At 63.5% G+C, this 16,066-nt stretch carries 19 protein-coding genes; 11 read left to right on the forward strand and 8 right to left on the reverse strand.

All coding sequences use genetic code 11. The annotated features are described in order from the left end of the window. The first annotated feature begins 29 nt into the window (after window positions 1-29). Both IB277_RS10210 and IB277_RS10215 read left to right on the forward strand, forming a co-directional pair. Window positions 30-728 (forward strand): Type 1 glutamine amidotransferase-like domain-containing protein, encoded by a 699-nt coding sequence (locus tag IB277_RS10210; protein WP_060582755.1) that lies wholly within the window; start codon window positions 30-32, stop codon window positions 726-728. Next, entirely contained in the window at window positions 728-1,300 is a 573-nt protein-coding gene (locus tag IB277_RS10215; protein ID WP_060605356.1) for a nucleotidyltransferase family protein, read from the forward strand. Before IB277_RS10210 ends, IB277_RS10215 begins: the two co-directional genes overlap by 1 nt. Before the next feature lie 65 nt (window positions 1,301-1,365). Here the strand turns inward: IB277_RS10215 and IB277_RS10220 are convergent, their stop codons facing one another. Further along, window positions 1,366-1,590: a DUF1127 domain-containing protein gene (locus tag IB277_RS10220; protein ID WP_060582753.1), complete on the reverse strand. Its 225-nt coding sequence runs from the start codon at window positions 1,588-1,590 to the stop codon at window positions 1,366-1,368. Window positions 1,591-1,703: 113 nt separating this feature from the next. Between IB277_RS10220 and IB277_RS10225 the strand changes: the two genes are divergently transcribed. Next, window positions 1,704-2,621: a LysR family transcriptional regulator gene (locus tag IB277_RS10225; RefSeq protein ID WP_110818664.1), complete on the forward strand. Its 918-nt coding sequence runs from the start codon at window positions 1,704-1,706 to the stop codon at window positions 2,619-2,621. Between the two features lie 126 nt (window positions 2,622-2,747). After that, on the forward strand, window positions 2,748-2,939 hold the full coding sequence (locus tag IB277_RS10230; RefSeq protein WP_060582751.1) for a hypothetical protein: 192 nt from the start codon (window positions 2,748-2,750) through the stop codon (window positions 2,937-2,939). Here IB277_RS10230 and IB277_RS10235 read toward each other — a convergent pair. Then, the gene (locus tag IB277_RS10235) at window positions 2,936-3,211 is read right to left on the reverse strand and encodes a hypothetical protein (RefSeq protein WP_060582750.1); all 276 of its coding nucleotides are present in this window, start codon (window positions 3,209-3,211) and stop codon (window positions 2,936-2,938) included. The genes IB277_RS10230 and IB277_RS10235 overlap by 4 nt on opposite strands. A 251-nt stretch (window positions 3,212-3,462) precedes the next feature. Here IB277_RS10235 and IB277_RS10240 point away from each other — a divergent pair, with 251 nt between their 5' ends. Both IB277_RS10240 and IB277_RS10245 read left to right on the forward strand, forming a co-directional pair. Next, window positions 3,463-4,212, forward strand: coding sequence for an SDR family oxidoreductase (locus IB277_RS10240; protein ID WP_034792821.1), 750 nt, complete (start codon window positions 3,463-3,465; stop codon window positions 4,210-4,212). A gap of 234 nt (window positions 4,213-4,446) precedes the next feature. Beyond that, window positions 4,447-4,866 (forward strand): NUDIX domain-containing protein, encoded by a 420-nt coding sequence (locus IB277_RS10245; protein ID WP_034792818.1) that lies wholly within the window; start codon window positions 4,447-4,449, stop codon window positions 4,864-4,866. Window positions 4,867-4,939: 73 nt separating this feature from the next. On the opposite strand, the gene IB277_RS10250 is transcribed toward IB277_RS10245, so the two are convergent. After that, complete coding sequence (locus IB277_RS10250; RefSeq protein WP_034792802.1) at window positions 4,940-5,392, reverse strand: Lrp/AsnC family transcriptional regulator; 453 nt, start codon at window positions 5,390-5,392, stop codon at window positions 4,940-4,942. 119 nt (window positions 5,393-5,511) lie between these two features. On the opposite strand from IB277_RS10250, the gene IB277_RS10255 reads away from it, so the two are divergent. Beyond that, the gene (locus tag IB277_RS10255) at window positions 5,512-6,507 is read left to right on the forward strand and encodes a nucleoside recognition domain-containing protein (protein ID WP_090294229.1); all 996 of its coding nucleotides are present in this window, start codon (window positions 5,512-5,514) and stop codon (window positions 6,505-6,507) included. Between the two features lie 371 nt (window positions 6,508-6,878). After that, a complete protein-coding gene (locus IB277_RS10260; protein WP_034792797.1) occupies window positions 6,879-8,501 on the forward strand; it encodes an arylsulfatase in 1,623 nt (540 codons plus the stop codon). A 100-nt stretch (window positions 8,502-8,601) separates the two neighbouring features. On the opposite strand, the gene ftrA is transcribed toward IB277_RS10260, so the two are convergent. Next, entirely contained in the window at window positions 8,602-9,639 is a 1,038-nt protein-coding gene (gene ftrA / locus IB277_RS10265) for a transcriptional regulator FtrA (RefSeq protein ID WP_113080969.1), read from the reverse strand. An 86-nt stretch (window positions 9,640-9,725) separates the two neighbouring features. Between ftrA and IB277_RS10270 the strand changes: the two genes are divergently transcribed. Beyond that, the gene (locus IB277_RS10270) at window positions 9,726-10,157 is read left to right on the forward strand and encodes a rhodanese-like domain-containing protein (protein WP_060582746.1); all 432 of its coding nucleotides are present in this window, start codon (window positions 9,726-9,728) and stop codon (window positions 10,155-10,157) included. A gap of 188 nt (window positions 10,158-10,345) precedes the next feature. Further along, the gene (locus IB277_RS10275; protein ID WP_110818667.1) at window positions 10,346-10,822 is read left to right on the forward strand and encodes a GNAT family N-acetyltransferase; all 477 of its coding nucleotides are present in this window, start codon (window positions 10,346-10,348) and stop codon (window positions 10,820-10,822) included. 732 nt (window positions 10,823-11,554) lie between these two features. Here the strand turns inward: IB277_RS10275 and IB277_RS10280 are convergent. After that, window positions 11,555-12,787: an HlyD family secretion protein gene (locus IB277_RS10280; RefSeq protein WP_034792791.1), complete on the reverse strand. Its 1,233-nt coding sequence runs from the start codon at window positions 12,785-12,787 to the stop codon at window positions 11,555-11,557. A 3-nt stretch (window positions 12,788-12,790) separates the two neighbouring features. Beyond that, window positions 12,791-13,264 carry a hypothetical protein gene (locus IB277_RS10285; protein WP_051659258.1) on the reverse strand — a complete coding sequence of 158 codons (474 nt, stop codon included), beginning with the start codon at window positions 13,262-13,264 and terminating at the stop codon, window positions 12,791-12,793. Between the two features lie 287 nt (window positions 13,265-13,551). Between IB277_RS10285 and IB277_RS10290 the strand changes: the two genes are divergently transcribed. Continuing rightward, window positions 13,552-14,277, forward strand: a complete 726-nt coding sequence (locus IB277_RS10290; protein WP_110818668.1) for a bifunctional 2-polyprenyl-6-hydroxyphenol methylase/3-demethylubiquinol 3-O-methyltransferase UbiG — start codon at window positions 13,552-13,554, stop codon at window positions 14,275-14,277. A gap of 38 nt (window positions 14,278-14,315) precedes the next feature. On the opposite strand, the gene IB277_RS10295 is transcribed toward IB277_RS10290, so the two are convergent. Together IB277_RS10295 and IB277_RS10300 are read right to left on the reverse strand one after the other, a co-directional pair. Continuing rightward, a complete protein-coding gene (locus IB277_RS10295; protein ID WP_060516011.1) occupies window positions 14,316-15,584 on the reverse strand; it encodes an NAD(P)/FAD-dependent oxidoreductase in 1,269 nt (422 codons plus the stop codon). 128 nt (window positions 15,585-15,712) lie between these two features. Further along, a complete protein-coding gene (locus IB277_RS10300) occupies window positions 15,713-16,027 on the reverse strand; it encodes a DUF1272 domain-containing protein (RefSeq protein WP_060516178.1) in 315 nt (104 codons plus the stop codon). Window positions 16,028-16,066: the final 39 nt, after the last annotated feature.

Here is a 16,066-nt window from a genome sequence, read left to right on the forward strand (position 1 = left end):
CTATAGCCCTTCGTCACGACAGGAAAGACATGCTCAACCTCGTCCTCTACAGCGACCAGATCGTCTCCGCCTGCTCGGCGATCGACCTCAGGCTTGTGGAGATGTTGGCGGCAGGCGGCGCTGGAAAACGCATCGCCTATGTCGCCTCCGGTCCGGAACGGGACCGCGGCTTCTTCCTTGCCGGGCAGGCCTATTACGGCAGGCTGGGTCTCGATCTCGCGCTGTTCTTCGATCTCGACGAACCGCATTCGGCAGACGACATTGCAGCGCTCTTCGCCTCAGACGCCATTCACCTTGCAGGCGGTCACACCGGCGGCTTTCTCGAACGGCTGAAGCGAAGCGGCATGCTCGGGCCGCTTCGCGACTGGGCACAGTCCGGCGGCATCCTCATCGGCGTCAGCGCCGGCGCCATTCTCATGGCGCCGACGATCGCGACCGATGCGCTCTTCATCGGGCTGGAGCCGGAGGAAATCACCGACGGCGATGCGCTTGATCTCGTGCCCTTCGAGTTCTTCCCGCACCTGAGCGACGACAAGAGCTACCTGCCCGCTCTCTTGCGCTACAGCCTGTCGACGCCGCGACCGATCCTTGCCTGCAACGACGGCGACGGCATCGTCGTTGCAGACGGGCGGATCGAGTGTCTTGGAGATCCTCTATGGATCTCGGCGGGAGCCGCGCGAGCACCGGCGGAAAGCATGCTTCAAGGCTTCATGCCGATGCAGATTTGATGACGGACCTGCAGACTAACATCCTGAAGAGCCCGCTCTTGGCTCCGATCCTCGATCGCTGGGACCGGATTGCCCTGCCCGATGGCTGGCTGGCGGCCGGCGCGATAGCGCAGACCGTCTGGAACCATGCCTTCGCCCTGCCGCCGACGCACGGCATCAGCGATATCGACATCGTCTATTTCGACGGTGACGACCTCTCGCAAGAGGCGGAGGCCACGCATGCGAAGCGGATCGAAGGCCTGTTTGCGGATCTGCCCGTGCGGATCGACGTCAAGAACGAGGCACGCGTTCACCTCTGGTACGAGGAAAAATTCGGCACGCCGATCAGGCCCTATCTATCGGCGGAAGAGGCGATCGCGACATTTCCGACGACAGCGACCGCTATCGGCCTTCGCCCGTCCCAGGGCGGACTGGAGATCTGCGCCCCTTTCGGCCTTGAGGACCTGCTCGCACCGATCGTTCGGGCCAACAAGAGCCAGATCACCCGCGCCATCTACGAGCGCAAAGTGGAACGGTGGCGCGCCCTTTGGCCGGGCCTTGCGATCGAAAGGTGGGACGTGAGGCCGGCTTGAGACGAGACGCCCCTGTCACTGCGGCCCCACCAGTTGTGGTCGGGAACGGCACGCGCGCCGAAACATCACATCGCGCCCGCCCGTGCGGCCTCCGCATGCCGAACGACGACGGCCCCTTCGCGCGCCGGAACCGGCGCAACCTTGCGCCTTCCAAGCTGAGCTTCCGCCTCCGTCAGGCCGATATCCGCCAGATGCTCAGCATCCAGTTCGCGCAGTTGCTGCAATTGCCAGTACCGCGAGCGCGGCGAAGCGACGAGATAAAGACCGAGTTCCCGGATCATGTCGAACATCCATGTTTCTTTTCCAACCATGGACACAGTCTGCGCCTCGACATCTCCTAAAAGAAGCTTAGCATTCCTATTCCACGCATAAGAGAAACTTTGGAAATAAGAGAAACCTGGGCATGAGTGCGCTTGACCTCGATTATCTCAAAACCTTCGCGCTTGTCGCCGAACTCGGCAGCTTCTCGGCCGCCGCCGAGCGCTTGGGCCTGACCCAGCCGGCGGTCAGCCTGCAGGTGCGGGTGCTGGAGAAGCAGCTCGGCGTGCGCCTCGTCGAGCGGGTCGGCCGCAGAGCGCGGCCGAGTGCGGCCGGCGAGGAGCTGCTGGCCCATGCCGGCAGCATCGAGGCTGCCACCAGCCGGGCGATCGAGGCCGTCGCCCGCCACGCCAAAGGCGTTCTCGGGCGCGTCCGGCTCGGCACCGGCGCCACCCCGTGTGCCTTCCTGCTGCCGCCGCTTCTGGCCGATCTCAAGCGCCGCTTTCCCGATCTAGACATCACCGTGACAACCGGCAACAGCGCCGACATCGTCCGCGCGGTCGACGAGAACCTCATCGACATCGGCCTCGTCAGCCTGCCCGTTTCAGGCCGCATCTTCGAAATCACGCCGCTCTTCGACGAGCGCTTCGTGGCGATTGCGCCGCTCGGAACTGCCCTGCCCGATACCGTCACGCCCGCGATCCTGGCTGAACGGCCGCTGATCCTCTACGAGCCCGGCGCCAACACGCGAAGGATCACCGACGAATGGCTGGCCACCACAGGCACGACCGTCAAGCCGGTGATGGCGCTCGGCAGCGTCGACGCGATCAAGGAGATGGTCGCCGTCGGCCTCGGCTCAGCCCTCGTTCCGGAAATCGCCCTTCGCCCCGGCGACCGGGAGCGGCTGGTGGTGCGGCCCGTCACCCCAACGCTCTTCCGCCGCTTCGCCCTGGTGCTTCGAAGCGACAAGCGACTGGACCGGGCGCTGCGCGAAACGCTCGCCGCGCTGAAGACAACGGCGACTGGACCAGATACGCCCGAGGGCCGGACGCAGGGCCGCTAAAGGCGCCGCAGCGACGACGGGCGGGCTGTCGAACCATGCCAGAGCCTTTACGATGTAGGTCTTGACCTCATCGCTTAGTTTTGGTTTGGCCATTGATCTGTCAAAGTGCAGTCAAAGGAGCAAGCAGTGACGAAGTACGATCCCGACAGATTGAAACTCCGCATCCAGGGACGCGGCCTGAACACATGGAACTGGCAGCTACTGCTTGATGGCAAGCAGCTCATAAAATCCGGAACCATCTCGGGCTCAAGACGCAATGCCGAAGTCGCGGCTGAGGCAGTCTTGCGCGATATGTCAACTGCGCCGGATAAAGACTAAGCGAATAGAAGCTGGCAGGTGCCGCAGGCATGGGCGATCTGCACTCTGGCGATCTCGGGTTTCTGGTTGGCTGTATCGACCATAGCCCGGACGCCGGCAGCATCTGCACCATTATGTCTGACCACGCCGGCGAACGCCTCGGACGTCGTGTGCACGGATGACGAAGACTGGGCGGCCGGGTCGCGGCCGCGATAGTCGGTCAGTGCCGCCTCCGCGGAGATCAGCCGGAAGGCGTCAGGCTTCGCCACCATCGACCAGAGCCGCCTCTTCATGCAGGCCGTGCCGTTGCATTCTCCGTGCCGACGCTGAAGTCGAGGTCCGTCTCGATCCGCGCCGCGCCGCAATGGCGGCTGCCGCCATAGGTCCTCAGCATCCCTTCTTCCCTGCCCTCGTTGTCGGCCCGGACTATGCCATCGGGGCGATTGAGAATCTGCGCCGTCACAATCACCGATCGGAAATCGGGTGGGCGCTGATGCCCGCCGGCAGTAGTCAGGGCGCATCAATCAAGAGAAGGGAAAAGTCCATGACCATGCTGCAAGACAAGATCGTGATCGTCACCGGCGCCTCCTCCGGCATCGGCCGTGCGGTCGCCAGGCTCTTTGCCGCCGAGGGTGCGAAGATCGTCGCCAACGCCCGCGGCGAAGAGCAGCTTGACGCCGTCGTCGAAGCGATCCGCGAGGACGGCGGCGAAGCGATCGCGGTTGGCGGCGACGTCACCGCGGAAGAAACCCATATCCGGCTGGTGGAAGCGGCGCTCAAGCATTTCGGCGGCCTCGACATCGCCGTCAACAATGCCGGCGCGGTCAACGTCATGAAGCCGGTCGCCGAGATCACGTTCAAGGAATGGCAGCAATCGCTTGCCACCAACCTCACCTCCGCCTTCCTCGGCGCCCGCCACCAGATCCCGGCAATGCTCGCGCGTGACGGCGGCTCGCTGGTCTTCACGTCCACCTTCGTCGGCACCAGCGTCGGTATTCCCGGCATGGCCGCCTATGGCGCGGCAAAGGCCGGCCTGATGGGCCTCGTCAAGGGCATCACTGCCGACTATGGCGCAAAGGGCATTCGCGCCAATGCGCTCCTGCCCGGCGGCGTCGACACGCCGGCGGCCGGCAGCAAGGAAAACAAGGAATGGGCGGCCGGCCTGCACGCCATGAAGCGCATCGCCCAGCCGGAAGAAATCGCCCAGGCCGCCCTCTTCCTCTCAGGCCCGATGGCAAGCTTCGTCTCCGGTGCGGCGCTCTTTGCCGATGGAGGGAACGCTGCGGTGAAGTAACGGCAGCTCAAGCGCCGGGGGCAGATTTCCAGTCATGCTCCCGGTCAACCGGCCTTTTCGGTCCAGATAAGACGACGCCTGTCAGAATGGTATAGCCGGAAAACGCCGGGTTGTGTCACACCAGAAACAATCATTGCGAGCGTTGCCAAATTGCAAGATCTTCGGCTTTGCAAAAAATCGGGATTCATCGAAGACGAGAGTTGAGCTTCGCTCAGCAAGCGCAGGGTTTCGCAAATGGCCTTCATCCCCTTCAAGGGTGCAAAAATCGCATTGCTCTTTCAGGGGCTTTTGATTGCCTACCAGCGTGATCAGAAGCCGGAAATCCCCTTCCCCGGCATGTGGGATCTTCCGGGGGGCGGACGAGAGGATGATGAGAGCCCGGTCGAGTGCGCAATCAGGGAGACCCGCGAGGAGTTCGATATCGCGGTCGATCCGGCGTGGATCGTGTGGACGCGGTATTATCCGGCGCAGAATACGATCGCCCCTGGAAGTTACTTCCTTGTTGGCAAGCTCGAAGAGGGTTTCGGGCCTGTAAGGTTTGGCGACGAGGGCCAGCAGTGGGCAATGATGTCGATCGCTGACTTCCTGAAACACCCTGAAGTCGTCGAGAGTTTGAAGAGTAGATTGCGCGATTATCTCGTCGAAAACACTTGATCGGGATCCCGTCGGGACCGCCGGCCCGCCAGCGCCTGTCGTTTCGGGTCGTCCCCCGTGGTTCGGTGTCTTCTCACACCGGTATCTCCGTCGTCTCCTTGCCGGTACGGATCACGAAGGCGGTGTAGTAGCGCGCGACATTGGTTTCCTCGCGAAACAGCCGCTCGGTCAGCGCGTCGAGCTCGTCCATGTCTTTCAGCCGCAGCATCAAAATGGCGTCGGTCTCGCCGCTGACGCTGTAGGCCTGGATCACTGCCGGCTCCTTTTCCGCCATGTCGAGGAAGCGGCGGATATATTGCTCGCCGTGGCGCTCGAGCTCGACTGTGATGATCGCCTTCATGGTGCGACCAGCCTTTGCCGGATTAAGCACCGCGACGATCCGGTCGATGACGCCGGTCTCGTGTAGCCGCCTGATGCGACGCAGGCAACTCGATGGCGAAAGGCCAACCTCTTCCGCAAGCTCGGCATTGGTGCGAGAGGCATCCACCTGCAAGAGCCTCAAGAGCTTGCTGTCGATCTTGTCCATCCCCGTCCGTCCCCCTGTTGCGGTCATTTGCAATTTTATTGCACAAAGGTGCATATTTTGACCACAACTGCGAACGGCCTGGCGTTAGTCCTTGGACAACATCCCAAGGAGAGACAGCCATGACCGTCCTGATCATCCTCTACCGCAAGACCCTTGCTACCCTCGAAGTCTACTTCGATCTGGTGCGCATCATCGTGCCCGTCACCATCGTCACCCATGTGCTGCAGGAACTCGGCGTGATCCGCGCGGTCGCACCCGCCTTCGAGCCGGTAATGACGGTGATCGGCCTGCCGCCCGAGTTTGCCTTCGCGTGGCTCACCGGCCTGCTCGTCGGCATCTGGGGCGCCGTCGTTGTGGTCTTCGCGCTGGTGCCGGTCTCGGAACTGACGACTGCCGACATGACGGTGTTTTCGGCGCTGATGCTGGTGGCCCATGCCATCCCGATCGAACAGCGCATCATCCAGAAGGCGGGCCCAAACTTCCTCGTCACCGCCGCGATAAGGATCGGCGGCGGCCTCATCTTCGCAGCCCTCCTGCATCAGCTCTTCGCCGTCACCGGATGGCTTGCAACCCCGCTCGCCCCCACCTGGATCCCGGCCAACGAGGGCTCCGGCTGGGTCGCCTTCACCTTCGGCACGCTGAAGACGCTTCTGACCATGCTCGTCGTGCTGCTCGTGCTCAGTTGGACGATCGAGATCCTCAAGCTCGTCGGCATCCTCGCATGGCTGAACCGGGGCATGGCGCCGCTCTTTCGCCTTGCGGGCGTCAAGACCGAGACCGTGCCCTTTGCCGCCGTGGGCGTGCTGCTTGGCATTTCCTATGGTGGCGCGCTTCTGATCCGCGAGGCGCGCGAGGCCAAGGTCGAGCCGCGCCAGGTGTTCCTCGCCTGCGTCTTCATGGGCTTTGGCCATAGCCTCATCGAGGACACGCTGGTGGTCGTGGCGCTGGGGGCGGATTTCACCAGCGTCTTCTTCGGCCGGCTGGTCTTTGCCATCGTCGCCACGGCCATCGTCGCCCGGATTGTCGCCTCCGCGCCCGACGCCGTGTTCTTCCGGTCGTTCTTCCGCAAGGACGACTTCAACCTTGCGTCCCCTCAGGCCGAGCTCAACGGATGACCGTGTGACAGGGCGGCGAACGCCGCCCTGTCACATTGAAGCCCTGGTTCACCCGACGAAATTGGGCGTGCGCTACCGGGCGCACGCCTTGGGGCGAGCACCCATCGTTCTAGCATGCCCCTGGATTTTTTACCTGTTACGTACTTACGGGCTTGCCGCTTTTCTGTCTTGCTCCGGCACGCACAACGCAGTGTCGGAAATGCAGTTCGGCCATGCCTGAAACCAGAGCCGCCAAGTCCGGTCGCAAGGACCGGCAGGTGCGCACCAGTTCGGCCATTGCTTTCAGGACTGCACGTGGCTGGAGCCAGAGACGGATCCAGACCGACTGAAAGATCATCGACAATCCCATATCCCAATGAGGAGTACGATTGATGAAGGCCTTCAACTATCTTCTCTCTTGTTCCCTTGCAGCTTCGTTCACGTTGCTCGCCACCACGTCGCACGCCCAGGAGGCAAAGGGGTGGGACCGTACGGTCAGAACCGCGGACTATCTGGAGCCGGCCATTCCGCGCCCCGCTCAGGAGCAGACGGCCGCGGACCGGCTTCGCGAGTTTGAGACGAGGACCGGTCGCAAACCCAACATCCTGATCCTGCTCGTCGATGACCTTGGATATGGCGACCTGGGTGCGTTCGGCGGCGGCGCGATGCTCGGGGCTCCGACACCGAACATCGACAAGCTGGCAACCGAGGGCCTGAAGCTGACATCGGCCTATGCGACGCCGGTGTGCACGCCCTCGCGCGCGGCCCTGATGACGGGTCGTATTCCGGCGCGAAGCGGCCTTACGCGTCCCCTGCTTGCGAGCGACCACCCCACCAAGAACCCCTGGGCCGACGAGGTCTCGGCGGCAAAGCTCCTGAGCGACAACGGCTATGTCACCGGCCTCTCGGGCAAGTGGCACATCGGCGAAGCCAAGGGCATGCAGCCCCAGGACGTCGGCTATGACGAATTCCATGGTTTCCTGTCGGTCGTCAGCGAATACACGCAGTACATGGACAGCCGGAAATATTCGCAGCTGATGCTCGATCCGCAGCGGCTGGAGACGTTCAAGAGCCTCAGCGAGTATAACGGCGTGGTCGAAGGCAAGAAGGGCGGCGACCTGAAGATCGTCTATCCGCTGGAGACGCAGAAGCAGATGGGAAATGTCGACCAGGATTTTGCCAACTGGTCGGTGGATTTCATCAAGCGCGCGGCCAAGGACAACAAGCCGTTCTACCTGATCCACGCCTTTGCCAAGGTCCATTTCGACAACTATGCCGCTGATGGCTACGAGGGGCGCAGCCCCGCCAAGCTGCCCTACCGCGACGCCGTGGTCGAGGTCGACGACATCGTCGGGCGGCTGACGAAGACCCTTCAAGACGCCGGCCAGGCCGACAACACCTTCGTGTTCTTCACCTCCGACAACGGCCCGGAGGAAGACAGCTACCCGGACTCCGGCTTCACCCCGTTCCGCTCCGGCAAGGGCACGACCTGGGAAGGTGGCGTGCGCGTGCCGGGCATCGCCTACTGGCCCGGCATGATCAAGGCGGGGCGCATCAGCGACGGCCTGTTTGATCTCATGGACCTGTTCAACACGTCGCTGGCGCTTGCCGGCATCAAGGACAAGATCCCGACCGAGCGCTATATCGACGGTGTCGACCAGAGCAGCTTCCTGCTGGCCGACGACGGTCAGACGTCCCGCCAGGCGGTCTTCTCCTATAACCAGGCCGAGTTCTCGGCCATCCGCTGGGAAAACTTCAAGGGCTATTTCAAGGTCATGCAGTACGACCAGCCGTTTTCCAACATCAGCATGTCGACATTCTCGCCGGTCGGCGTCGCCCCCTGGATCTTCGATATCTATCGTGATCCCAAGGAGCGCATCACCCGCAGCAATGGCGACTATGAATGGCTCTACGGCCCCATCCTGCAGCTGCAGACCCAGCACGCAGCGACCTTCGTCAAATATCCGAAGAAGGACATCGGCCTCGGGATCGGCGGCGGCGGCGATCCCAAGTAGGCTAGCATACCCGGCTGACATTCTAGACCGTGACTGGCGGCCCCCATCGAAATCGGTGGGGGCCGTTGTTTGAGGTGGGATGCGGCACCGACGATGCGGCCTATTCCGCAGCGACCCGCCCAAGCCCGCCTTCAGAAATCGCCATCCGTCCGAAGGCGGCACGGTAGGCGGCGGGTGTCGTCGAAAGCTGCTGGCGGAAGTGATGACGCAGCGTCTGGGTGGAGCCGAAGCCGGAGGCTTCCGCCACCTGCTCCATGCCGAGCGCGGTCTCCTCCAGCAATTGCCGGGCGCGCGACAGCCGCTCGGACAAAAGCCAGCGCGCCGGCGTCGTGCCGGTCGCCGCCTCGAAGCGGCGCAGGAAGGTGCGCTCGCTCATGCCCGCAGCCTTTGCCAGCGCCGCAATCGAAAAGTCCTCACCGAGCCGTTCGCGCATACGGTCAAGCAGCGGCCCGAGCCGGGCGCTCTCATGCACGTCGGGCACCGCCCGCTCGATGAACTGCGCCTGGCCGCCATCGCGATGCGGCGGCACGACGAGACGGCGGGCGACGCGGTTGGCCGCCTCGCTGCCGAAATCGCGGCGGATCAGGTGCAGGCAGAGATCGATGCCGGCCGCACTGCCAGCCGAGGTCAGAACCTCGCCGCCATCGACATAGAGCACATCCGGCACCACCTCGATGTCTGGATAAAGCGCTTTCAGCTTGTCGGTATAGCGCCAGTGGGTCGTCGCCCGCCGGCCCGATAGCAGCCCGGCAGCCGCCAGCACGAAGACGCCGGAGCAGATGGAAAGCACGCGCGCGCCCCGCGCGCAGGCGTCCCTCAGCGCCTGGCACACCGCCTCGGGCACGGGCTGATCGGCGCCGCGCCAGCCGGGCACGATGATCGTGCCGGCCTGGCCCAAAAGCTCGATGCCGCCGTCGGCGACAAAGCGAACGCCGCCGGTCGCCCTAAGCTCACCCGGATCGACCGAGGCGACGGCAAAACGGTACCAGCCCTCGCCCATTTCCGGCCGCGGCAGGCCGAACATCTCGACGGCGACGCCGAACTCGAAGGTACAGAGCCCGTCATAGGCGAGCGCCACGACGAGCGGGTTTGTGAGTGGTGCGGCAACGGAAAACGACTTTGGCATGATCTTGAGCATATATGGCAATGTTGCCAACTGCCAGCCCTGATCCAGCGCTGCTACACATATCCTCGTCAACGCGCACCGAGCCAAGGAGAACCCCGATGAGCACCGTCACCGAAATTCCCGCCGCATCGCCTGAGATCGCCATTGCCCATTTTGCCGGGCGGCTCAGTGTCGAGACCGATTGCTCCGACGTCGCCCAGGCGCTGAAGAGCGGCGAGCAGGACTTCGTGCTTCTGCACGTCGTCGGCTCGGATGCGGCCTATGCGCGCCGCCACGTGCCGGGCGCGATCCACCTGCCCCACCGGCAGATCACTGCGGAGCGTTTGGCCGAGTGGCCGGCCGATACCCTCTTCGTCGCCTATTGCGCCGGCCCCCATTGCAACGGCGCCGACCAGGCCGCACTCAAGCTCGCCAGGCTCGGCCGGCCGGTGAAGATCATGATCGGCGGCATCACCGGCTGGGAAGACGAAGGCCTCGCCTTTGCGACCGGCGCTACCCCCGGCGAAGCGCAGGCTCTGCTCGCCGCTTAAGCCGGCGCCAAACGCCCTTTGCAGCGCCGCACGCCTTGCCGGATGCGCGGCACTGCAGCATTTTGGATCGCGATCGATTTCAGCCTGAAATCGATCGCGATTGCGGCAAATGATGCCGCAAGTTCGGCCTTCCACCGGCCCTCGGTAACCCGCCCCGGCCAGCTAACCCCTTTGCACGAGATATCGCGATGCCCGCGTCACCCGTTATCGTCCGCCCATTTAAACGAGATGACGTCGCCTGCGTGCTGCGGCTGATGCGCGGCCTTGCAGTCTTCGAAGCTTATACTGACGCGTTCCGCGTGACCGAGAGCGATCTGATCGAGCATGGGCTTGGCGACAACCCACGCTTTGGCGTGCTGGTCGCGGAGTTTGGCGGCCGTGTCATCGGCATCGCTGTGCATTACGTCATCCCCTGGACCTACGATCTGAAGCCGACGCTGGTGCTGAAGGAACTTTTCGTCGATGAAACAGCACGTTCCCTGGGGGCCGGCGCGGCGCTGATCGACGCCTTGAAACGTCATGCCGCAGCGATCGGGGCGCCGCGCATCGAATGGTCGGTGCTTGCGAGCAACGAAAATGCCAAGCGCTTCTACCTGCGCCAGGGCGCGATACACGATGCGATATGGGAGCCCTGGACGCTGCCGATCGGGACCGACGAGACCTAAAAGGGAGTGTGGGGGATTTGTCTTTGTCCATGCGGGCTACCGTCAGGAAAATCCTGACCCGATTGGGTGAAAAAGCTGGGGATTTTCCCGTAACCCAAATTGACTATTAAAATCCCCTTAAAATCCATTGCTTTCAGATCACGCTTTTGCCACACTGTACTTGCGATTGCGCCCCGGAAGTATGCAATCCCCGGAAGAGTATGCATGCTTGTGGTTATATTGCAGTGCAGTTGCTTTATTAATTTTATTGCGCGCTTGAGCCTCCGTCCCCACGGGGGCTCAATCATTTTTGGACACCCCTTTTCCCTCCGTGACGGCCCGGCGCTCTCGGGGCCTTCCAGAGAAGGAGGCAAGGCATCGACGCAACGGAAGATAGCGCCGCATAGATCGATCCCGCAAACATTGCGGCCTTTCAGGTGGGAAGCTGTCCGTTGAATTCCACGCCCTTGAAACCATCGATCCCGGCAAGATCGAAGATGCAGCCGAGGCGATCTTGCCGGGCGAAGATGCGCTGTCTCGCATCGCAATTCGACGGCACACGCGACCGCTTCAACCGCGAGGACCCCGCGCGGGCTTTGGCGCTGGAAGATGGGACCCGCCTGCAAGGAGGGCGTTCAACGTTTGCAGGCCGATCGGACGAGGCTGAAGGAAGCGGTGGCCCGCCTGAAGGGGAATATCTGCAGGCGGCAGGCGCCGGCCGGGATCGGAAACCCCGGCCGCGTGTCTTCGTGCTTAATGCCCGCCGAGCACCAGCGTCTGCACCGGCAGCATCAGCGCCTGAATGCGCAGGATCGCCGCATGCACGAGGCCAACGGCATCGACACCGTGCAGATAGGCCCACTGCAGCGTGCTGATCCCCGGCTTGTCCAGTTCGTCGTGGTTGCTGGTGTAGGCATTGGCGATGCAACTGCTGCCGGGCGGAACGTCGTCGAGCACGCCGGGATAAAGCGGCTCCATGACCACGGTCAGCGTGCCGGGTTGCGAGATCTGCGTAACGTCGATCAGCTGGTCGCTGGCGCGCACCTGGCCGGAGGCAATCACGTCCTGCACCTCTGTGACGACGAGCGGAATGATGGTGAACGGCTTGCCGACGCAGGTCGCCTCGCCGATCATGCCGGGCTTCATCACCTGAGCCTCGATCTGCCCGAAGCCGGCCACCAGCCGGGCCCGGCCCGCGTCTTCCGGCACGAGCACGCCCGCTGGCCTCAGCAGCGGGTTGACGATTTCGCCGACCCGAAGCGTGAACTGCTGCAGCGTGCCGGACACGCCGGCGCGCACGGTGGTCTTGGTAATATCGACCTCCGCCTGCTTCAGCGCCGCTTCGGCGCTGGCCTTCTGCGACGGCAGCAGCGATTGCAGCTTCGTCTCCAGCGTCTGCTTGTTGGAAAGCACAGCGGTCAGCGCGCCCTTGCGCCCTTCGAGAAGCACCTGCTTGCGCTCGATTTCGCGGCGGGCAACGACGTTCGGGTTGAGCCGGTTAAGCTCCACCTGTGTGTTGTATTCGTCCTCGGCCTGCTTCACGTCGGCCTGTGCCTGGACGATCGCGCCATCAGCGGCAACAAGCTCGGTGCGACCGACAGCCAATTCGGCGTCAACCTCGGCGATCTGGCGGCGGGCGACTTCGGCGGCCGCTTCCTCCTCCGAACTGTCGAGCTTGAACAGCGGCTGGCCGGCCTTCACCTTCTCAAAGCGCGTGGCATAGATCTCGGTGACGCGCCCGTTGGTCTCCGGCAGCACGGCGACCGTACGGAAAGCCGCGGTTACGTTCTTCGTCGACGGGTGGAAGTAGAAAATCAGCGTGATCAGGGAGATGGTCAGAACGATGCAGGCGGTAATACCCCAGCGCAGCTCGAACCAGACCGAATAGATAGTGATCTCGCGCCCGATGCGTTTTCCCTGGCCGTAACGGCGGAAGAGATAGTCGGGCAGGATGGTCAGCATCGAGCAAAGGATAAACTCGAACATGGCTTATGCCTTCCCTTCCGTCGATGGCTGAGCGGGCGATGCGTGGCCGTGGCCGGGCAACGCGTGCGGCTGTGGGTGGCTTGCTGCAGGCTCGGCCTCCACGTCCCTCGCCTCCGGCACGGTCGGCTGGTCCACCTTGCCGGCAATCCGCTCCAGCGAACCGGCGATCGATGAAAGCGGCGAGGAGAAATCGGGAAGGTCGATCAAGGCCAAAAGCAGAGCTGCGCCCCACAGGAGGTTGTTATGGGTGAGCAGCGACAGGAGCGCCAGGACCGCCACCAGCTCCAGCTGGATCTTGTTGGTCTTGTGCGCCATGACCTCCGGCAGCGAATGCAGCCTGAGATAGAGTGTTCCGAGCGCGAAAATCGCCACGATCAGAAAAACGGCAACCGCATTCAAAAGCCAGTCGGACTGGCCCGGGGCTGTAATAAAGCCCGGCAGGTGATGGATGGCTGCAGGATGGATGGCTTCGGACATTACGCCTCCGCAAATCGGACTGGACCACGAGAATCGAACATTAGCACCCCTCAAAAAAAACGAAATAGAAGCTTGCACTTCAGCCGCAACTTGACCTTGCGGCAACACGCGCCCTATCAATCGACGCGCCGGCACTTCGAAGCGCCGCCGGTTTCGAGCAGGATCGAAAGGCACATGCTGTTCCCGCGGTAACGGCACCGGATGCCCACTCGCCCTAACGCGCGCAGACGCCCGCGCCCCTTTCGCGGCGCGTGCCGGCACAAGTAGAGCCAGAAGGAGAGACCGCCATGGCCCAGAACATCTATGATCGTCAGGAGTTTTTCGAGGGCTACAGCCAGCTCGGGCGCTCGGTGCATGGTCTTGCCGGGGCCGCGGAATGGCCGGCGATTCGCGCGCTCCTACCGGATCTTTCCGGAAGCCGCGTCGTCGATCTCGGCTGCGGCTATGGCTGGTTTTCGCGCTACGCCCGCGAGGCCGGTGCCGCCCATGTGCTCGGACTCGATCTCTCCGAGAAGATGATCGCCCGCGCCAAGGCCGACACATCAGATCCAGCAATCGACTACAAGATTGCCGATCTCGACCAGCTCGACCTGCCCGAAACGAGCTTCGACTTCGCCTACAGCTCGCTTGCCTTCCACTATGTCGAGGATTTCGGCCGGCTGGTCGCGACCATCCACAAGGCGCTGGTACCCGGCGCCCATTTCGTCTTCACCATCGAGCACCCGATCTACATGGCCTCGCACAATCCCGGCTGGCGCATCACCGATGGCGAGCGCACCTGGCCCGTTGATCACTACTCCGCCGAAGGCCCGCGCACGACGAACTGGCTGGCCAAGGGCGTGATCAAGCACCACCGCACCATCGGCACGACGCTGAACACGCTGATTGGCGCAGGCTTCGCCATCCGCCACGTCGAGGAGTGGCGGCCGACGCAAGAGCAGATCGCCGAGCTCCCGGCACTGGCCGAAGAGATGGACCGGCCGATGATCCTGATCGTGAAGGTGCAGAAGTAAGCGACGACGGCGGCCGTTACATTGGCCGCCTCTCGCCCTTACCCCTTCTCCTTCAGCGTCTCCTTCTGGGTGATCAGCCGGGCACTGTGCTGTCCGCTCAGATAGGTCCAGAACCAGCTCCAGGCGACGGCGAAGCGGCTGCGCGTGCCGATCAGGAAGTAGATGTGGGCGATGCCCCAGATCCACCAGGCAAGCGCGCCCTTGAGCTTGAAGCGGCCGAAATCGATGATCGCCGCGCGCCGACCGATGGTGGCAAGGCTGCCCTGGTGGCGATAGCGGAAGTCTCCGGGCGGCTTGTCGCCTGAAAGCCGCGCGCGGATGACGTCGGCCACATAGGCGCCCTGCTGCTTGGCGGCGGGCGCAATGCCCGGCACCGGCTTGCCGCCGTCATAGGTGACGGCAGCCGTGTCGCCGATGACGAAAACGTCGGGATGGCCGGGAGCCGTGAGGTCAGCGCCGACGATCGCCCGGCCGGCGCGGTCGGCCGGGATATCCAGCCAGCGGGCAGCGGGCGAGGCCTGCACACCGGCGGCCCAGACGAGCGTACGGCTGCCGACGAACTGGTCGCCGATGACAACGCCCTCTTCCGTGCAGGATGTCACGGGTGTACCGGTGCGAACCTCGACGCCGAGCCGCTCCAGCTCCTTGACCGCATAGGCCGAAAGATCCTCGCTGAAGGCGGCGAGAATGCGCGGCCCCGCTTCCACCAGGATCACACGGGCCTGCCGCGTGTCGATGCGGCGAAATTCGTCGGGAAGCGTGCGGTGCGCCATCTCGGCGATGATGCCGGCAAGCTCGACGCCGGTCGGGCCGGCACCGATGACGGTGAAGGTCAGGAGGGCGGCACGGAGATCAGGATCCTCTTCGAGCTCGGCGCGCTCGAAGGCCAGCAGCACCCGCCGCCGGATCGTCGTCGCGTCTTCCAGCGTCTTCAAGCCGGGGGCAAAGGGCTCCCATTCGTCATGGCCGAAATAGGCATGCGTCGCCCCGGTCGCCAGCACCAGCGTGTCGTAGCCGATCCGCTTGCCGTCCCTGAGCACCACGGCCTTTCCGGCTTCGTCGACATCGCTCACCTCGCCAAGCAGCGTCGTCACCTCCGGCCGGTCGCGCCAGAGGCTGCGGATCGGCCAGGCGATTTCAGAGGTCGCGATCAGCGTTGTTGCCACCTGGTAGAGCAAGGGCTGGAAGAGATGATGGTTGCGCCGGTCGATGAGGGTGATCCTCACCGGCGCGCCGGCAAGCCCCTTGACGAGTTGCAATCCGCCAAACCCGCCGCCGACAACGACCACGTGATGCCTGTCCTGCATGTTCTTTCCAGTCGGCTTTGCGACCGGCCTTCCGTTGGACATGCCACAACATTGGGGTTGTGACCGCCAAGGACAAGCGCAACCACCTCATGTCACCCTTGCAAAAAGTCAAGAACAGCCCGCAACCGTCAGCGCTCGTTCGGCGCGAGATGCCGGATCCGCGCTACATGCGCCGCAATATCCTTAGCCGTAAACGGTGAATGGCGACGTACGTCGCTGGCGGGATCAAAGCCGAGACCCAACCGCTTTTCCGGGCGAAAGGACTGCTGGGGCCGGATCGGCCTTGGCGCAAATCCGCCGCCGCAGGTCGGGCAGACATTGTGAAGCACCGTTTCCACGCAGCTTGCGCAATAGGTGCATTCGTAAGAGCAGATGCGCGCGTCCGCGGACGCCGGCGGCAGGTCGCGGTCGCACAGTTCGCAGTTCGGTCTGAGTTCAAGCATGGTCGGCTCCATCGGTTGCGGATGATGTCCCCGCTTGCT

Source organism: Ensifer sp. ENS07 (assembly GCF_014852185.1).
Lineage (GTDB): Bacteria > Pseudomonadota > Alphaproteobacteria > Rhizobiales > Rhizobiaceae > Ensifer > Ensifer adhaerens.

What these genes read in the sequence shown, in the direction of transcription:
- IB277_RS10210 (WP_060582755.1), top strand. Translation starts at nt 30, where the DNA reads ATGCTCAACCTCGTCCTCTACAGCGACCAGATCGTCTCCGCCTGCTCG.
- IB277_RS10215 (WP_060605356.1), top strand. Translation starts at nt 728, where the DNA reads ATGACGGACCTGCAGACTAACATCCTGAAGAGCCCGCTCTTGGCTCCG.
- IB277_RS10220 (WP_060582753.1), bottom strand. Translation starts at nt 1,590, where the DNA reads ATGTTCGACATGATCCGGGAACTCGGTCTTTATCTCGTCGCTTCGCCG.
- IB277_RS10225 (WP_110818664.1), top strand. Translation starts at nt 1,704, where the DNA reads ATGAGTGCGCTTGACCTCGATTATCTCAAAACCTTCGCGCTTGTCGCC.
- IB277_RS10235 (WP_060582750.1), bottom strand. Translation starts at nt 3,211, where the DNA reads ATGAAGAGGCGGCTCTGGTCGATGGTGGCGAAGCCTGACGCCTTCCGG.
- IB277_RS10240 (WP_034792821.1), top strand. Translation starts at nt 3,463, where the DNA reads ATGACCATGCTGCAAGACAAGATCGTGATCGTCACCGGCGCCTCCTCC.
- IB277_RS10245 (WP_034792818.1), top strand. Translation starts at nt 4,447, where the DNA reads ATGGCCTTCATCCCCTTCAAGGGTGCAAAAATCGCATTGCTCTTTCAG.
- IB277_RS10250 (WP_034792802.1), bottom strand. Translation starts at nt 5,392, where the DNA reads ATGGACAAGATCGACAGCAAGCTCTTGAGGCTCTTGCAGGTGGATGCC.
- IB277_RS10255 (WP_090294229.1), top strand. Translation starts at nt 5,512, where the DNA reads ATGACCGTCCTGATCATCCTCTACCGCAAGACCCTTGCTACCCTCGAA.
- IB277_RS10260 (WP_034792797.1), top strand. Translation starts at nt 6,879, where the DNA reads ATGAAGGCCTTCAACTATCTTCTCTCTTGTTCCCTTGCAGCTTCGTTC.
- ftrA (WP_113080969.1), bottom strand. Translation starts at nt 9,639, where the DNA reads ATGCTCAAGATCATGCCAAAGTCGTTTTCCGTTGCCGCACCACTCACA.
- IB277_RS10270 (WP_060582746.1), top strand. Translation starts at nt 9,726, where the DNA reads ATGAGCACCGTCACCGAAATTCCCGCCGCATCGCCTGAGATCGCCATT.
- IB277_RS10275 (WP_110818667.1), top strand. Translation starts at nt 10,346, where the DNA reads ATGCCCGCGTCACCCGTTATCGTCCGCCCATTTAAACGAGATGACGTC.
- IB277_RS10280 (WP_034792791.1), bottom strand. Translation starts at nt 12,787, where the DNA reads ATGTTCGAGTTTATCCTTTGCTCGATGCTGACCATCCTGCCCGACTAT.
- IB277_RS10285 (WP_051659258.1), bottom strand. Translation starts at nt 13,264, where the DNA reads ATGTCCGAAGCCATCCATCCTGCAGCCATCCATCACCTGCCGGGCTTT.
- IB277_RS10290 (WP_110818668.1), top strand. Translation starts at nt 13,552, where the DNA reads ATGGCCCAGAACATCTATGATCGTCAGGAGTTTTTCGAGGGCTACAGC.
- IB277_RS10295 (WP_060516011.1), bottom strand. Translation starts at nt 15,584, where the DNA reads ATGCAGGACAGGCATCACGTGGTCGTTGTCGGCGGCGGGTTTGGCGGA.
- IB277_RS10300 (WP_060516178.1), bottom strand. Translation starts at nt 16,027, where the DNA reads ATGCTTGAACTCAGACCGAACTGCGAACTGTGCGACCGCGACCTGCCG.